The 14,918-nt window shown below is 38.7% G+C and carries 18 protein-coding genes; 1 reads left to right on the top strand and 17 read right to left on the bottom strand.

Going from position 1 to position 14,918, the window contains the following annotated elements:
- Positions 1-137: 137 nt before the first annotated feature.
- Positions 138-815 (top strand): NAD(P)H-binding protein, encoded by a 678-nt coding sequence (locus MLE13_RS06540; RefSeq protein ID WP_240748776.1) that lies wholly within the window; start codon positions 138-140, stop codon positions 813-815.
- Between the two features lie 32 nt (positions 816-847).
- Here the strand turns inward: MLE13_RS06540 and MLE13_RS06535 are convergent, their stop codons facing one another.
- The 17 genes from MLE13_RS06535 to MLE13_RS06455 form a co-directional block, all read right to left on the bottom strand.
- Positions 848-1,624 (bottom strand): sulfite exporter TauE/SafE family protein, encoded by a 777-nt coding sequence (locus tag MLE13_RS06535; RefSeq protein WP_240748774.1) that lies wholly within the window; start codon positions 1,622-1,624, stop codon positions 848-850.
- Positions 1,625-1,683: 59 nt separating this feature from the next.
- Positions 1,684-1,911, bottom strand: a complete 228-nt coding sequence (locus tag MLE13_RS06530; RefSeq protein WP_008498378.1) for a sulfurtransferase TusA family protein — start codon at positions 1,909-1,911, stop codon at positions 1,684-1,686.
- Between the two features lie 165 nt (positions 1,912-2,076).
- Entirely contained in the window at positions 2,077-3,204 is a 1,128-nt protein-coding gene (locus MLE13_RS06525; protein ID WP_240748772.1) for an MBL fold metallo-hydrolase, read from the bottom strand.
- Positions 3,205-3,243: 39 nt separating this feature from the next.
- Positions 3,244-3,801 carry a sulfurtransferase TusA family protein gene (locus MLE13_RS06520; protein ID WP_240748770.1) on the bottom strand — a complete coding sequence of 186 codons (558 nt, stop codon included), beginning with the start codon at positions 3,799-3,801 and terminating at the stop codon, positions 3,244-3,246.
- Between the two features lie 42 nt (positions 3,802-3,843).
- Entirely contained in the window at positions 3,844-4,140 is a 297-nt protein-coding gene (locus tag MLE13_RS06515; RefSeq protein ID WP_008498375.1) for a rhodanese-like domain-containing protein, read from the bottom strand.
- 14 nt (positions 4,141-4,154) lie between these two features.
- Positions 4,155-4,520, bottom strand: a complete 366-nt coding sequence (locus MLE13_RS06510; RefSeq protein ID WP_240748769.1) for a rhodanese-like domain-containing protein — start codon at positions 4,518-4,520, stop codon at positions 4,155-4,157.
- A gap of 29 nt (positions 4,521-4,549) precedes the next feature.
- On the bottom strand, positions 4,550-5,032 hold the full coding sequence (locus MLE13_RS06505) for a DsrE/DsrF/DrsH-like family protein (RefSeq protein WP_008498372.1): 483 nt from the start codon (positions 5,030-5,032) through the stop codon (positions 4,550-4,552).
- A gap of 138 nt (positions 5,033-5,170) precedes the next feature.
- Positions 5,171-5,431 carry a metal-sensitive transcriptional regulator gene (locus tag MLE13_RS06500; RefSeq protein ID WP_240748767.1) on the bottom strand — a complete coding sequence of 87 codons (261 nt, stop codon included), beginning with the start codon at positions 5,429-5,431 and terminating at the stop codon, positions 5,171-5,173.
- Between the two features lie 147 nt (positions 5,432-5,578).
- Complete coding sequence (locus MLE13_RS06495; protein WP_240748765.1) at positions 5,579-5,962, bottom strand: DUF302 domain-containing protein; 384 nt, start codon at positions 5,960-5,962, stop codon at positions 5,579-5,581.
- A gap of 109 nt (positions 5,963-6,071) precedes the next feature.
- On the bottom strand, positions 6,072-7,454 hold the full coding sequence (locus tag MLE13_RS06490) for an SLC13 family permease (protein WP_240748763.1): 1,383 nt from the start codon (positions 7,452-7,454) through the stop codon (positions 6,072-6,074).
- A gap of 11 nt (positions 7,455-7,465) precedes the next feature.
- Positions 7,466-8,965, bottom strand: a complete 1,500-nt coding sequence (locus MLE13_RS06485) for a tripartite tricarboxylate transporter permease (protein WP_240748761.1) — start codon at positions 8,963-8,965, stop codon at positions 7,466-7,468.
- Between the two features lie 13 nt (positions 8,966-8,978).
- On the bottom strand, positions 8,979-9,437 hold the full coding sequence (locus MLE13_RS06480; RefSeq protein WP_065528282.1) for a tripartite tricarboxylate transporter TctB family protein: 459 nt from the start codon (positions 9,435-9,437) through the stop codon (positions 8,979-8,981).
- A 65-nt stretch (positions 9,438-9,502) separates the two neighbouring features.
- Positions 9,503-10,513, bottom strand: coding sequence for a Bug family tripartite tricarboxylate transporter substrate binding protein (locus tag MLE13_RS06475; RefSeq protein WP_240748760.1), 1,011 nt, complete (start codon positions 10,511-10,513; stop codon positions 9,503-9,505).
- A gap of 453 nt (positions 10,514-10,966) precedes the next feature.
- A complete protein-coding gene (locus MLE13_RS06470; RefSeq protein ID WP_240748759.1) occupies positions 10,967-11,641 on the bottom strand; it encodes a response regulator in 675 nt (224 codons plus the stop codon).
- Between the two features lie 17 nt (positions 11,642-11,658).
- Positions 11,659-13,233: an ATP-binding protein gene (locus MLE13_RS06465; protein WP_240748758.1), complete on the bottom strand. Its 1,575-nt coding sequence runs from the start codon at positions 13,231-13,233 to the stop codon at positions 11,659-11,661.
- Between the two features lie 138 nt (positions 13,234-13,371).
- Positions 13,372-13,821: an OsmC family protein gene (locus tag MLE13_RS06460; protein ID WP_240748756.1), complete on the bottom strand. Its 450-nt coding sequence runs from the start codon at positions 13,819-13,821 to the stop codon at positions 13,372-13,374.
- The gene (locus MLE13_RS06455; RefSeq protein WP_240748754.1) at positions 13,821-14,765 is read right to left on the bottom strand and encodes a carbohydrate kinase family protein; all 945 of its coding nucleotides are present in this window, start codon (positions 14,763-14,765) and stop codon (positions 13,821-13,823) included. Before MLE13_RS06455 ends, MLE13_RS06460 begins: the two co-directional genes overlap by 1 nt.
- Positions 14,766-14,918 lie beyond the last annotated feature (153 nt).

Here is a 14,918-nt window from a genome sequence, read left to right as displayed (position 1 = left end):
GTGCGTCTTCCTTTCTTTTTGACCTTACTCTTATTGTACCCCTACAATAGAAGAAACAAAGCAAAAAGACAATTTACTAAAAAATGCGGTATAGTAGATTTTAAACTAAAGAGATACAGACAAAGGAGTCGTTCACATTGAATAGTAAAACGGCTTTACTAGCAGGAGCTAGCGGCTTGGTTGGCAATGAATTGCTTCATATCCTTTTAAACAGTGCACAGTATAGTCACGTTAAAGTTTTGGTTCGCCACTCCCTCGAAATCACACATGAAAAACTTGAACAAGTTACCATTGATTTCGATAAACTGGACGAATACGCCCAACACTTTGATGTAGATGATGTTTTTTGCTGTCTTGGCACAACTATTAAAAAAGCGGGGTCACAAGAAGCTTTCAAAAAAGTCGATTATGACTATCCTCTTAAAATGGCTGAATTGGCTGCATCCCAGCAGGCAAAGAACTTCTTAGTCATTACAGCATTAGGTGCAGACTCTACTTCCAAAGTTTTTTATAGCCGCACTAAAGGTCAACTGCAGTTACGGTTAAAGAAAACAGGTTTGATTGCACTCCATATTTTTCAGCCTTCTTTACTGCTAGGAGAGCGCAAAGAATTTCGGTTAGGTGAAAAATTCGCAACGATACTAAGTCCAGTATTCAGTATTTTAATGCGAGGCAAAATGAAAAAATATAAGCCTGTTGAAGCTAAAAATGTAGCATTAGCAATGTATGAGGTGGCTCAAATCGAGCGTACTGGAAACTACACTTATCCATCTGACCGCATCGAAATCATAAGTGGAAAAAGCGCTGAAATATAAAAGAGGACGCCTTTAAAGGCGTCCTCTTCACATTAAAGAATATCTGTCCAGATTTTAATAGCTGTACCTAAGATCAATAAAGCCAAAATCCATTGAAGATAGTTCGTATTCATTTTTTGTCCTAGCTTAGCTCCAAGTGGCGCTGCAATAATACTTGCAACAACCATAACAGCCGCTGGACCGTATAAAATCTGATCCGTAACAATTTTACCAACTGTCGCACCGATTGACGATAAGAACGTAATGGCAAGCGACGTCGCAATTGTCATCCGCGTTGGGATTTTCAATACAATCAGCATAATCGGTACTAAAATAAAGGCACCTGCTGCACCTACGATTCCGGCTGCAATTCCGACAGCAAATGCTAATCCTGCTGCTAGCCATTTGTTGAATGTAACTTGATCAAGCGGAATGTCATCCACGCCTTTTTTAGGCATAAACATCATGACTACAGCGATTGTTGCTAATGCGGCATAGACAATATTAATACCTTGCTCAGTCAACATTGTTGAACCATAACCACCAATAAAGCTACCTACTAAAATCGCACCGCCCATATAAGCGATCAATGTTTTGTTTAAATAGCCGCTACCACGATATGCCCATACTCCGGCAATCGTCGCGAAAAAGACTTGGATGGCACTAATACCTGATACTTCATGGGCACTAAAAGCCGTATAACCTAGCATTACTGGTATATAAAGTAACATCGGATACTTGATAATCGAGCCGCCGATTCCCACCATTCCGGAAATAAAAGAACCAACAAAGCCGATGAGAAATATAACAATGATAAAATCTATGCTCATTTTACATCACCTTTCAAAAAGGGAAAAGGGCATCATGACGATACCCTTTGATCCAACTTTTAGCCTTTCTTAATCCAGAATGTAAAGACATCACTATCTTCTCGTGAATCCAACATTTCGTGACCGCCTGATTTTGCCCAAGCAACTAAATCTGCTTTTGCGCCTTTGTCAGTTGCCAAGATTTCAAGCACCTGTCCACTTTCCATTTCTTTCATTTGTTTTCTTGTTTTTACGATCGGCATTGGGCATGCTAGCCCTTTTGCGTCTAATACTTTATCTGCGTTCATCAAAATCTCTCCTTTGAGTTGTTTTATCATATAAATTGAAATGACTATTTACTATTCCACTTGAAACTATTCTACAAACCCACTCTACTTTCCTGCGAGCTTGTAAGAACCTTCGTTAGTTTGCTTCATATCTAAATGATTGGCTGTTCTAGGTGCAGCTTTTACTTACCGAACTGCACAGCGATTTGGTCCAATTTCCATTTCGCGCTGTATTTCATCATCTGGTGTAATCTGACCCATATTTGTTTTACGAATATCTTGATATGCATTCGGCTGTGGCGGTAAGTTTTTCGTAACCATATCACGGAATTCTTGTTCGTCCGAAATATTCAATCCGTGGTTTTCTTTAAATAAGTCGCCAAGTTTTTTAGCCACACTACCGTCTTCATTTAATTCATCAATAATCATGAAATGAGCTGGAAGAACAATAAGTTCGTTTGCTAGATCCTGATAACGTGAGTAAAGAGATTCTCTCAAATCGCCTACCCAGTCCTCAGCAAGCCCCGCAAGATCTGGACGGCCAATTGAATCGATGAATAGAATGTCACCAGTCAACAAGTACTTGCTATCTACGATAAACGAAGTAGAGCCGATTGTGTGTCCGGGTGAATAAACAGCTTCAATTTCAAGTTTCGAATTTCCAATTGCTACTTCGAGACCATTTTCTAGAGCCGCGTATTCAAATACAACACCTTCTGCGTCTTTGGGTGGCAAGTAATACGTTGCGCCTGTCGCTTCTGCAATTGCACGGCCCCCAGAAATATGATCGGCGTGTAAGTGTGTATCAAAAACGTGTTTAATTGTTGCGCCTTTTTCCTGCGCGAAGTCCAAGAAGATATTTGCCATGCGAGTTGCATCAACTACAGCGGCTTCTCCTTCAGAGATTACCATATAAGACAGGCAACCCTTACCAAGACGTACAAATTGATATAATTCGCCGCCGTTGCTCAATTCACCGACTTTTACTGGTTCCAGATGCTCACTCCAGGCTTTCATACCACCTTGAAGATACGCTGCTTGAACACCTTCTTCTGATAGCATTTCTGCTACCATAATCGAAGATCCTTCTTTTGCACAGACGACTAAAATATCTCTGTCTGTCGGCAATTCTGAAACCACTTCTTCGACGCCGTCCAATAAATCGAAATAAGGTGTATTCAAATATTGGATATTGCCGCCTTCAATTTTCCAATCCGCGAAGGCATCGCCATTTCGTACATCTAAGATGAACAATGGCTGATCATTTACTACTTTTTTTGCTACTTCACTTGCTGTCATTGCTGTTACCGTCATACAAAATTACCTCCAGGGGTATATAATTAGTTAAAATTTTTAAACTGTTTTTCCAGTCCAATCTCTCATACCTGGTACTACGTTATAAAGTTTATCAAAGCCTTTTTTAGCCATCAAATCTCCTGCAATTCCACTTCTACGACCAGAATGGCAAATGATATAAATTGTATCTTCTTTTTTCAACTCATCCATGCGCGTTTCTACATCACCTAATGCGATGTGGACTGCACCTGGAATATGAGCTTCTTCAAACTCATCTTCTTCACGAACATCTAAAATCGTTAACTTTTCATCTGCATCAACTTTTTGAGCAAAATCAGTTAATGTGATTTCAGGTATTGTAATGGTTTCTTCAGGAGATCCTGCACCATCTTTGCGTAGAAAATGACGTAAAACATCTCCTTCAGTTTCAGTTCCGATATATTGATGCCCTGAACTTTTTGCCCATGCTTGAAGATCGGCTGTTGAACCTTTATCTGTCGCAAGAATTTCTAGTACTTTACCTGAATCCATGCTTTTCATTGTTTTTTTCGTTTTTACGATTGGCATCGGACATGCCATTCCTTTTGCATCTAATGTTAAGTCTATCTTTACCATTAAATTTCCTCCTTGATATTCCGCCTGTAGTTCAGCAGGTAATTAGTTTGTTTCGCCATTCCAATTCAGCATTCCGCCGTCCATATTCGTAACTTTGTAGCCTTGGTTTTCAAGGAAACTAGTTGCTTGTCCACTGCGGCCACCTGAACGGCAAACCATAATATATTCTTGAGATTTATCAAGTTCGCTCATGCGGGATTCCAATGATCCTAAAGGAATATTAATCGCACCTGGAATTTTACCTGCTGCAACTTCGTCTGTTTCGCGAACATCGATTAAATTGATCGATTGATTGTTTTCCAATAATTCTTGAACTTCTTGAGTTGTCATGGTTTTCATGATAAATCTCTCCTTTATCTGCGGTAACTGCTCATTCCGCCTCTAATGTTTGTGATTGCTGTAAAGCCGTTCTTTTTTAATAATTGACTTGCTTTACTGCTACGCATCCCACTTTGGCAGATGACTAATGTTTCTTTATCTTTTGCTAGTTCATTCATGCGTTTCGGTAATTCATTCAATGGAATATTTTTAAAGCCTTTAATGTGATTTCCTTTGAATTCACCTGGAGTTCTTACATCAATGTATTGTTTATCTTTTTTACCAAGTTGAGATTTCATTTCTTCTGTAGATATCGATTGAACACCTTTAGTAGGTGTAGTGAATCGATAAACCAACCAAAGAACCGCTGCCCCAATTAAGAGCCATGTAATCCATTCCATATTGCATTCCCCTTCCTATTTAAATCTAATTAAATGAATAGGTTAACGTGCCCGTCTTCTGCATCTCCAAGATAAGCTGCAACTCCTGCATACTCAATTTCATCAAGCAATTCTTCTTTTTGTAAACCAAGAAGATCCATTGTCATTGTGCAAGCAATCATTTTCACATCTTGTTCTTCTGCCATTTCAATTAATTGTGGTAAAGATAATGCATTATGCTTTTTCATAACTTGTTTGATCATTTTCGGACCCATTCCACCAAAATGCATATTTGATAAACCAAGTTTATCTGCACCTCTTGGCATCATTTTCGCGAACATCGTTTCTAAGCGACCTTTTTTCAATTCTGGTGGGTTTTCTTTTCTTAATGCGTTTAATCCCCAGAATGTGTGGAAAATTGTTACTTCATGATCGTATGCCGCAGCACCGTTGGCAATAATATAAGCCGCCATTGCCTTATCATAGTCACCGCTGAATAATACGATCGTTGTTTTCTTTTGCTCTTGTGCCATTGTATTGCCTCCATTTTAAATTACCCGTAGGGGTATTTATTTTCTTCAAAAAAAATAACGTTTTATAGTGACGCCGCACTCTTTATACCCTACAGGGTATGTTAAAGCATATGTTTTCGATTGTCAAACATTAATTTTCTATCTGCTTTTTACTAGTAAGTCTACAGCTTCTTTTACCATACTCTCAGTGCTTTCGCCTTTGTCTATGCTTTCACGTACACATGATTCTAAGTTATCGCTGACGATTACACCAATAGCTCGATCTACTGCGCTTCTTACTGCTGAGAGTTGCATAACGACGTCTCTGCATTCGCCCTCGCTCTCAACCATTTTAATCACACCGCGTAGCTGGCCTTCTATTCTTTTCAATCGGTTTTCAACACGTTTATCGTATTTCATATCAATTATGCCTCCTATTAATAAAATAAAGGATATCTTACTTACCCCTTATTTTATACCCCTTAGGGTATGCAGTCAACACATTAGCTTATGATAAAAAATCACTTTGAAGTAAAGACCAGCCCGCATGTGAATGTTCCAGTCTATTTATGCAGATTGATCAATACATTTGATTAATCGTTGTTCAATGTCTTCCGCAATCGATTTAATATTTTGATCTTCTACCATGCCGATCAAAGCAGTTGGCTTTGGCATTCCAATTTTCACACTATCACTTTCTTTGTAAACAACAATCTTACAAGGAAGGAAATAGCCAATCATCAAGTTTTCAGATAGCACACGATTTGCTTCTTGTGGATTGCAAACTTCTAAAATCGTATAAGGCGTATCAAAGTCCTCGCCTTTTTCTTGAAGCTTTGCAGTTAAATCAAAATTCCAAAGAACACCGAACTTCTCTGCCTTTAAGTTTTCCTCTAAAGCTTCAACGGCTTCACTCACTGTTTTTGATGTATCTATTGTGTAATTAAACATATTTTAGTTCCTCCTCATGATTTTTCGCTCTATACGTACCCTACCCCGTATAGAATGAGCTAAACATAAGACAAGGGAGAATTCAAATTGCTTTTAGATTTTTATCGACTCACCAAACAAATATTGCCCATGTAATTGCGATGACTAGGATGACAAAGCTTGAATAACTGCCAATAATAATTTGTTCTTTAAATGAGAAGGCTTTTTTTTGAAAAGCTAAAAATGTTGTTGGTGAGTGAATTGGCAATATAGTAACACCCCCAATAATCATAATCACTAAAAATGCACTGGCTATAATAGATAAGCCAAGAATATGTGCATAGTTCATAACGATAGGAAAAATAATGATCATTGATGTCGAGGGCACGACGAATAGGAAACGCAACACAAAAATAAAACAGGCAATAAAAACAAGATTGCCAAAATCTCCAAGGTCATCCGGCAAAAAGCTCATCAACTGTTCAGCTAATACGAATGCCGTGCCATTCTTTTCAATCACGTAACCGAGTGAAAAAGAAGAGCCTATGAGTAAAAAACTCTCCCAATCATAGTTTCTTACCGTTTTATTGGTTATTAATCCATTAACCGGCATTCCATAATATCCTACTAATAAGAGCGGAGCTAAAATTAGTGGAACTTGTTGATGATCTAACACAATCCAACTAACAATCATAATTCCAAAAGGTAACATAATCCACCAAAAACGAGGCGGAAGTTTTTCATTTTCTACTATAGAAACTTCCGTATTAATGAGGTCTAGAGAATCGCTCTGCTTTTTAAAGTAAAACCATACGCTAAAACTAATAATTAGCATTCCGATCCAAAGAGGTGGCGCAATACGCAAAAACCATCCAAGCCATGAAATGTCAGTATCTCCGAAATCCTTCAATAATTGTGCCGCTAGAATCGGAAATCCGCCTCCAGTAAAAACAACCATTGTCGAGTTTTGATTAAACATTCCTATTAAATACATGCAGTATTTACGAAATAGGCTTTCTTGTCCAAAGCCAAACCGAATATTTAGCTCTTCAATAATTGGCTCAAGTATACGAAATCGTGCAACTGCTGATGGCAAGAAGACGGGCATCCATAAAATAAGCAGAGGCAACCCGAACAAGATTGCTCGAAATCCACCTCTGCTAAATTTTAGAATAATATGCGCAAACACCCGGTCTATCCCAGCCCTTACTAAAGCAGCTGAAATAAGTGACAACACTAAAATAAAGTAAAGAGCACTAGAAATAAATCCTGTGAAAGCTTCCTCTGGCTCCTCCACAACACCAAACAACAACATCAATCCGATCAGCACAAAACTCGATGTTGCTATAGGCAATGAACTAAGCGTCCAAAAATAGATTGCTATCACCAACAAGAGTAGCGTTAATTGGTGTTGCAATGAATAAGCAGACGCTATATCGGTATATATATAGAAGATAATAGCCAAACTCAACAGAAAAAACAGGCTCAAAAATCGAAGTTTAGAAAGAACCACATTGTCCCTCCTTACATTTTAGCTAGTTTTCGACGGCTTCTCCATTTTAGAAGACCTGGAATAACTAGTGAGAAGAATGCAATCAGGATTAATGATAATGGCAATGGACTGTCAACAAAGATTGCTAAATTCCCATTTGAAATAGTCATAGATTGTCTGAATGCTTGCTCCATCATTCCTCCTAAAATAAACGCCAAGATAAACGGTGGGGCTGGAAAAGAAAAGACCCGCATCGCAAAACCAAGTGCCCCAAAAACAAGAAGCATATAAAGATCAAATACATTAAAACTAATAGAATATACCCCGATTAAACTGAACATGATCACCAATGAAATCAACAACGGTCTCGGAATGCTCAATATTTTAGCTAAGTAAGGAATGAGCGGTAAGTTCAAGATTAATAGAAAAATATTCCCTAAATACATACTTGCAATAATTCCCCAAAATATCTCAGGACGATCCGTCATTAATAATGGCCCCGGTTGAACACCTAATACAAGAAATGCTCCCAGCATAACTGCCGTTGTACCAGAACCCGGAATACCAAGACTTAATAATGGCACAAATGCACCACTTGTTGCTGCATTGTTTGAGCTTTCTGGAGCAGCTAATCCTTTAATGGATCCTTTTCCAAATTCCTCTGGATTTTTTGAAATCCTTTTTTCAAAGATATAACTAATAAAGGAAGCGATTGTTGCACCAGCACCTGGTAATACGCCGAGGATAAAGCCAACAAATGACTGACGCGTCATCGGACCGCTCATTTCTTTCAAATCTGCTCGCGTCACTTTTAAACTACCGAGCTTTTGATCATCACTCAAGCTACGATTTTTCCGATTAAGCACCAACATACAAACTTCTGCAATGGCAAACAGGCCGAGTGCAATAATTAAAAAGTCAAAGCCATCAAATAAATTTACATTCCCAAACGTAAAACGTTGGGTACCTGTTTGTGGATCGATACCGATAGTGACGACCATTACCCCAGCAACTGCAGCAATCATCGCTTTTATCGTAGAACCTTCAGATAAACTGGATATGGCTGTTAATCCCATAAGCATTAATGCAAAATAGGCAGGTGGACCAAACGAGATGGCCACACTTGATAATGCAGGCGCTAACAACATTAGCATGATAACTGAAACAGTGCCTCCGAAAAATGAAGCAATCGCAGCGATGGCTAGTGCTTTTCCGGCTTTTCCTTGCTGTGCCATCGGATAGCCATCAAAGGCGGTTGCAACAGTTCCAGAAATCCCCGGAGCATTTAACAGAATCGAGGAAGTCGACCCACCAAATACTGCGCCATAATAAACTCCTGCCATCATCACTAGGGCAGGTGCCGGGTCCATTCCGTATGTAATCGGAATCATAATGGCTATAGCACTGATGGGACCAAGACCTGGCATCATGCCAATTAGCGTACCGACAATAACACCGATTAAAACAAACAAGATACCTTCCCAACTTAAAGCGACTTGAAAACCTGTTATCATTCCATCAAAAGCATTCATAAATCCACACCTCCTATATTGGTAAAATGCCTCTAGGTAGCGAAATTCCTAAAGCAAAAACAAAAATCGCATACATCCCTAAAGGAAATAAAATCGAAACAATAATATTTGATTTCCACTTGGTATAGCCTAAAAACCACGAACAGAAAAAAATAAAGACCGAAGTCATAATGACAAATCCAATGATTTCAAACAACAAAATATAAAGGAAAATCATGGCGAATACTGCTAATAACACTAGTAGTTCTTTTTTAGGAATATTACGCTTCTCTTTTTCCGCCTCAGTTTCAATAGCTTTAGAGAAAAAAAGGAAAATTGATAAAATAATCATTAGGATGCCCAATCCTTTTGGTATAACATCAGCATCTATTGGTGCATACGGATAATTTGGCAGTTGAAAGCTCAAAAATAAGTAAATAGCTGCTATAACAAATAGGAGCAGAGCTATTCTTCGATTGATTGTTAATGGCAAGTGGAACGCCTCCTTTATACTGAAAAGAAAGAAACCGAATAATGCTTATTCGGTTTCTCATTTCTTTAGTTTCCTAACCCAATTTCCTCTAATAACACTTCGATTTCTTTGTATTCATTATTCAAAAACTCCTCGTATTCTTCTGAATTTAAGTACATTTCGTTCCAACCATATTTTTTACGCACCTCAGCAAATTCTTCAGATTCACTCAACTCTTTGAATTTTTCTTCGTAGTAATCTACTGCCGCTTGGTCCATATTTGGCGGTCCAAAGAACCCGCGCCAGTTGATAAAGCTTTCATCAATTCCTTGTTCGATAGCTGTTGGGAAGTCCGAAAGAATTTCGCCCTCCATTCGTTCTTCAGCTGTCACGCCAAGAACTTTGATGTTTCCAGCACGTACTTGTTCAACTACTTCTCCGACACCCGTAGAAAATACATCAACTGAGCCGTTTAATACTGATGTTAATGCTCCGCCATCTTGGTCAGATACATATTTGATTTTCTTTGGATCTACACCTGCTGCTTTCGCGATACGCACAAATTGCATGTGGTCCATGCTTCCTGGAGATGATGTTCCTACGACAGTTACACTCTCAGGATCTTCTTTCATTTGATCGAATAAATCATTCAAGTCTTCCCATTCGCTATCTGCACTTACTGCAAATGCACCATAATCTGCAATCATATTTGCTAGTGGTGTAAAGTCTTCATGGCCATATTCAGATTGTCCATTTAACGGAACAAACATTAGGGGTGGAGAAGAAACAAATAAATTATAAGGACTGTCATCCTGGCCATGAATATACGCCCACGCAATGGCTCCACCGCCACCTTCTTTATTGATTACGGTCATGTTCTTTTCAACAATTCCCGTTTCACCAAAAACTCTTGCCACTTCACGAGCTGTCGTATCCCAGCCGCCGCCAGCTCCAGCTGGTGCTACCATTTCTATATTCTTTGAAGGTTCGAATGCCCCACTTTCACCTGTATTTTCATTCGCGGCTTCTTCTGAGTTACATCCAGCAAATACTAAAGCACTTGCTGCCAAAATTGTTGTAAAAATTGTCTTTTTCATTCGATTTCCTCCTCGTTTTTTAATTAACTTGAGTATAACTTTGAATTTTCAGAATGTAACCGTTTGCAAAATAAGCTATTTAAAGAGTTTTGTGTTCTTTTTGTTCATAAAGTTCACGCAAAAAAAGACTGATGAATAGCATCAGTCTCCGCTTGTAGACAAAAGAATAGTAATTCATTGTTTCGTATTTACATGGGATCTTCCGCACCAAACGGACGCTTTCCGCGGACGATGCAGGAGCATATTTTTGCCCTTCGCCGTTTGATGCTCCAGATCCTTAAGTGACTGGTTAAAAAGACTTCATGACTTTTTTAATGGTAGAAAGTAGACTAAGATAACTCACTTTAATATAAGTAAGAAGATTCTAAGCGAAGTGGGCAGCTCGCTTGGAGGTTATACACCACTATTTCTTTTAATGAAATTTTGTCTACAGTCTGAGACTGATGAATAGCATCAGTCTTTTTTCATATAGTAATGTCGCTCTGGTCTTCCTACAATTCCGTATGCTAATTCGGCATAGCATTCTTCGATCGTTACAAGATGTTCTAAATACCGGCGAGCTGTTGTTCGTGAAGCGCCCATTTGTTCGCCCATTTTCTCAGCAGTAATGCCTAATGTATTGCCTGTTAAGATATCTCTTACCTTTTCTAAAGTCAGGGGATCGATTCCTTTCGCACCGATAGTTGGCTTTTGAACAAGTTTCACACCAAAAAAGTCATCTAAAAAATGTTGATCAATATCATGCGTGTTTTGAAGCGTTTTTTTGTTTTCTATGTATTTGACGATTGTCGAGACAAATCTTTCTAATGTGGCTGGCTTGATGATGATGCCTTTTACTCCTTTACGTATAGCTTGCTCAATATATCCTTTGTCATTTTCAGCAGATACTAATATGACGTCTGTTTGTGGACTTAAAGAACGTATGTCATCGATCAAATCAATTCCCAATCCATCTGGCATATAATTATCCAATATAATTAAATCGATTTTATGTTCCTGTATGGCTTTTAAGGTTTCTTGACAATTGCTGGCTTTGCCAAGTAATTGTACTTCGGGTATTTTCTTAAGAAATTGCTCATGGATATTCGCTACTCTAAAATCATCTTCGGCAATATAAACCTGTATCATAATTTATCCTCCTTTTCTTATTTTGGTAAAAAGACCGTGAAAACAGTGCCTTTTTTTAACTCTGAACTAACTTCTATAGTTCCTTGCAATTGTTCAACTGCTTGCTGCACAATTGCTAATCCATAACCTCGATCTTTTTTTCCAACTTTCGTTGAAAACCCTAGCTTAAATAAGTCTTCCATATGTTCTGCTTGAATTCCACGGCCTTTATCTTCTACCTCAATGACCAAATCATGACCTAAATCAGTAACAAAAAAAGAAACTTCTTTAACGGGTTGTTGTACTACTTCTTCAATCGCATTGTCTATCAAGTTTCCTAATATATGAATCAGCTTGGCAATATCGAAGTGTTCCGGAAGTTCTTCTAAAGAGCTATTTTCATCAATGAGTAGCTCTACTTTATTTTCAGATGCCTTCCCCATTTTCCCTAATAATATTGCTTGAACTTTTTTATCTTTAATATGGTCTAGCATATATTTTGTTTGATTCTCATGAATCTTTGTTTCTTGTTGGATCAATTCGATTGCTTCATCCTTTTGTTCGAGCTGCAATAATCCTGATATGGCATATAGTTTATTGGAGTATTCATGCGTTTGAGCGCGCAACCCTTCTGAGTATTGCTGAATTTCCGATAAGGTTTCCAACACTTCCTGAATATCTGTTTTTTCACGAAAAGTTGACACCGCTCCTACAATTTCATTTTTATGCATAATTTGTGTACGGTTGATAATCAGCACTTTGCTGCCAATGAGCATTTCTTCATTGCGCATCACTTTATCCGGTTGTAACGCTTCTTTCATTCGTGAATGGGGCAGGACGTCGGCAATATCCGAATTAATAACAGCTTGTGTAAGTCCAAGCATTTTTTCTGCGGATTGGTTGATTTCAGTAATTCTCCCCCGATTATCAATAGCCACTACTCCTTCAACAATGGAAGAAAGTAACGCTTCACGATCTCGATACATCGCTGCTATTTCCCTTGGTTCTAACCCCATCGTTTCTTTTCGAATATTTTTAGCTAATAGTATACTGCCGATTACACCTAGTATTAAGGCTAGTAAAACAAATTTTAAAAGTTCTAAGCTTTTTTGAACGATGATTTGTTGTACATCTTCTAATAAATAACCGACTGAAACTAGCCCCACTACATTTCCGTTGCCATCAAAAATTGGCGCTTTCCCTCGTAAACTTGGGCCGAGTGAGCCTTTTGCTTCAGATGTATAAAATTCGGCATTTAATAATGCACGTTCGTTGTCTCCTCCTACCATGACTTTGCCGATCTTCGATGGAGTAGGATGAGAATAACGAATTCCGTCTTTATTTCCCACTACGATAAATTCTGCCCCCACTTGTTTTCTCATATACTCAGCTATTGGCTGGATTGTGTCTTCTGGGTTTTCATCGTCCATTGCCTCCACTACGCTAGGCATAACGGAAATACCAATTGCGGTTTCAAGTGCACGCGTCCCCACATTGCCTTTCGTGTCTCCCACTTCGTTATAAATAACAATGCCACCAAAAAAGACAGTGACAAATAATATCAATGACATACTTAAAATAATAATTTTTGTTTGAAGCGATAAATTCCTCATACTCGATACTCCTACAAGATACTGAATTTTTAATATTTGTAGTCTATCACAATTCATAGAAAGAAAAAGCTCATTTTCAAGACAATTCAAACAAAAAACTTCATCCCTTAGAAAAGAGATGAAGTAAATGATAAACCTTTAGTTTTCTTTCTGAATATCCGCTTGCAATTCAACTTCTACATTGCCTTTGATGGCACGTGTAATCATACATGAACTTTCGGCTTTTTCTGCTAGTTTTTGCGCTAGCGCTAAGTCCTTCTCTGTGGCATCGCCTTTTAACACTAATTTGGGCTTGTGAATAATGCGCTTGTACGTAATCACACCTTTTTCAACTTCGACAATTCCCTCTGACTCCATCGTGAGCGATTGCTTCTCTAATTTACTACGCTCCAGCATTGCAGCAAGAGTGATGATGTAACAAGTCGCCGCGGCGCCTAGTAGCATCTCATCAGGGTTTGTACCGACTCCTGGACCATCCATTTCTGGTGGAATCGAGATTTCCGTTTTTAAATTGCCTGTTTTAATTTCTCCTACGTCGTTACGCAGACCTGGCCAATTCGCCTTTAAATGAAAGCTATGTAATGCCATTAAGCTTCTCTCCCGTCTTTCATTTCTTCAATACGCGGCATCGCTGTTAAAGCGCCTGCTTTCGTCGCGCAAAGAGCTCCCATTCGATTCCCAAAGTCAGCACACTCTATAACTTCCTGTTGCGTTTTAGGGAATCCGTTTAAATAGACGTGACGAATTATCCCTGCCATAAATGCATCTCCTGCTCCTGTCGTATCGACAGGTTGCACAGGAATAACCGGCACATGAATTGTTTGGTCTTGAAAAACCGCATAAGTCCCATTTTCACCATCGGTCACAAAAACCAACGGAATCGCATTGCCGGATAATCGTTCAATTCCCTCTTCGAGTGAGTCTGTTTTCATTAAAAATGCAAGCTCTTCTGTTGTTAGCTTAATGATATCGGCTGTAGGTAAAAATTTCATGACAATTTGACGACAATGTCCTTCGTTTTCCCAGCGCAGCGGCCGAATATTAACGTCATAAGTACAAATAACATTATGCTCTTTTGACAGTTCAATCGCCTTTCGCGTGGTCGCCCTCGCCTCTGGATGAAAAAGAGTTCCTGAACAAAAATGAAAACTACTAGCCTGCTCAAAAGACTTCGTGTTCAGCTGTTTGCCTGTCACTTGAAGATCCGGAGTTTCATTCACATACGATGCAAACACTCGATCAAAATCTGGTGTCAGGTGAATATAAACACCGCTGACTCTTTTTTCCGGAACCATAATCGCATGTGTTAAATCAACACCTTCGCTTACCAATTCATTGCGTACAAAAGTAGAGGTCTCGTCATCCCCTGTGATTGTGATAAAACTTGAAGGTATGCCTAAACGGCTAATACCTGCAGCCACATTCACTGTAGCTCCGCCAAGATGGCGATTAAATGCTGTGTTAGTAGTATCTGTGGCGATATAATCCACAAACGCATCTCCATATGTGAGTACGTACTTATTGTTTTTCATGCGTAATTCTCCTTTGTGTTAAAAACCTTCTTCATTGATATACTAGTAGTTGAGTGAATATCACCTACTAGTGGACTCCATAATACGAGTCTATATAATTATACTCTTCATTATTTCAGGCAAAACCGTTTTTAATCAAGTAAAAGGAGGTTT

This window comes from Planococcus halocryophilus, assembly GCF_022489025.1.
GTDB lineage: Bacteria > Bacillota > Bacilli > Bacillales_A > Planococcaceae > Planococcus > Planococcus halocryophilus_A.
Note: the sequence above shows the minus strand (reverse complement) of the source record. Positions and strands in the feature narration are given on the sequence as shown.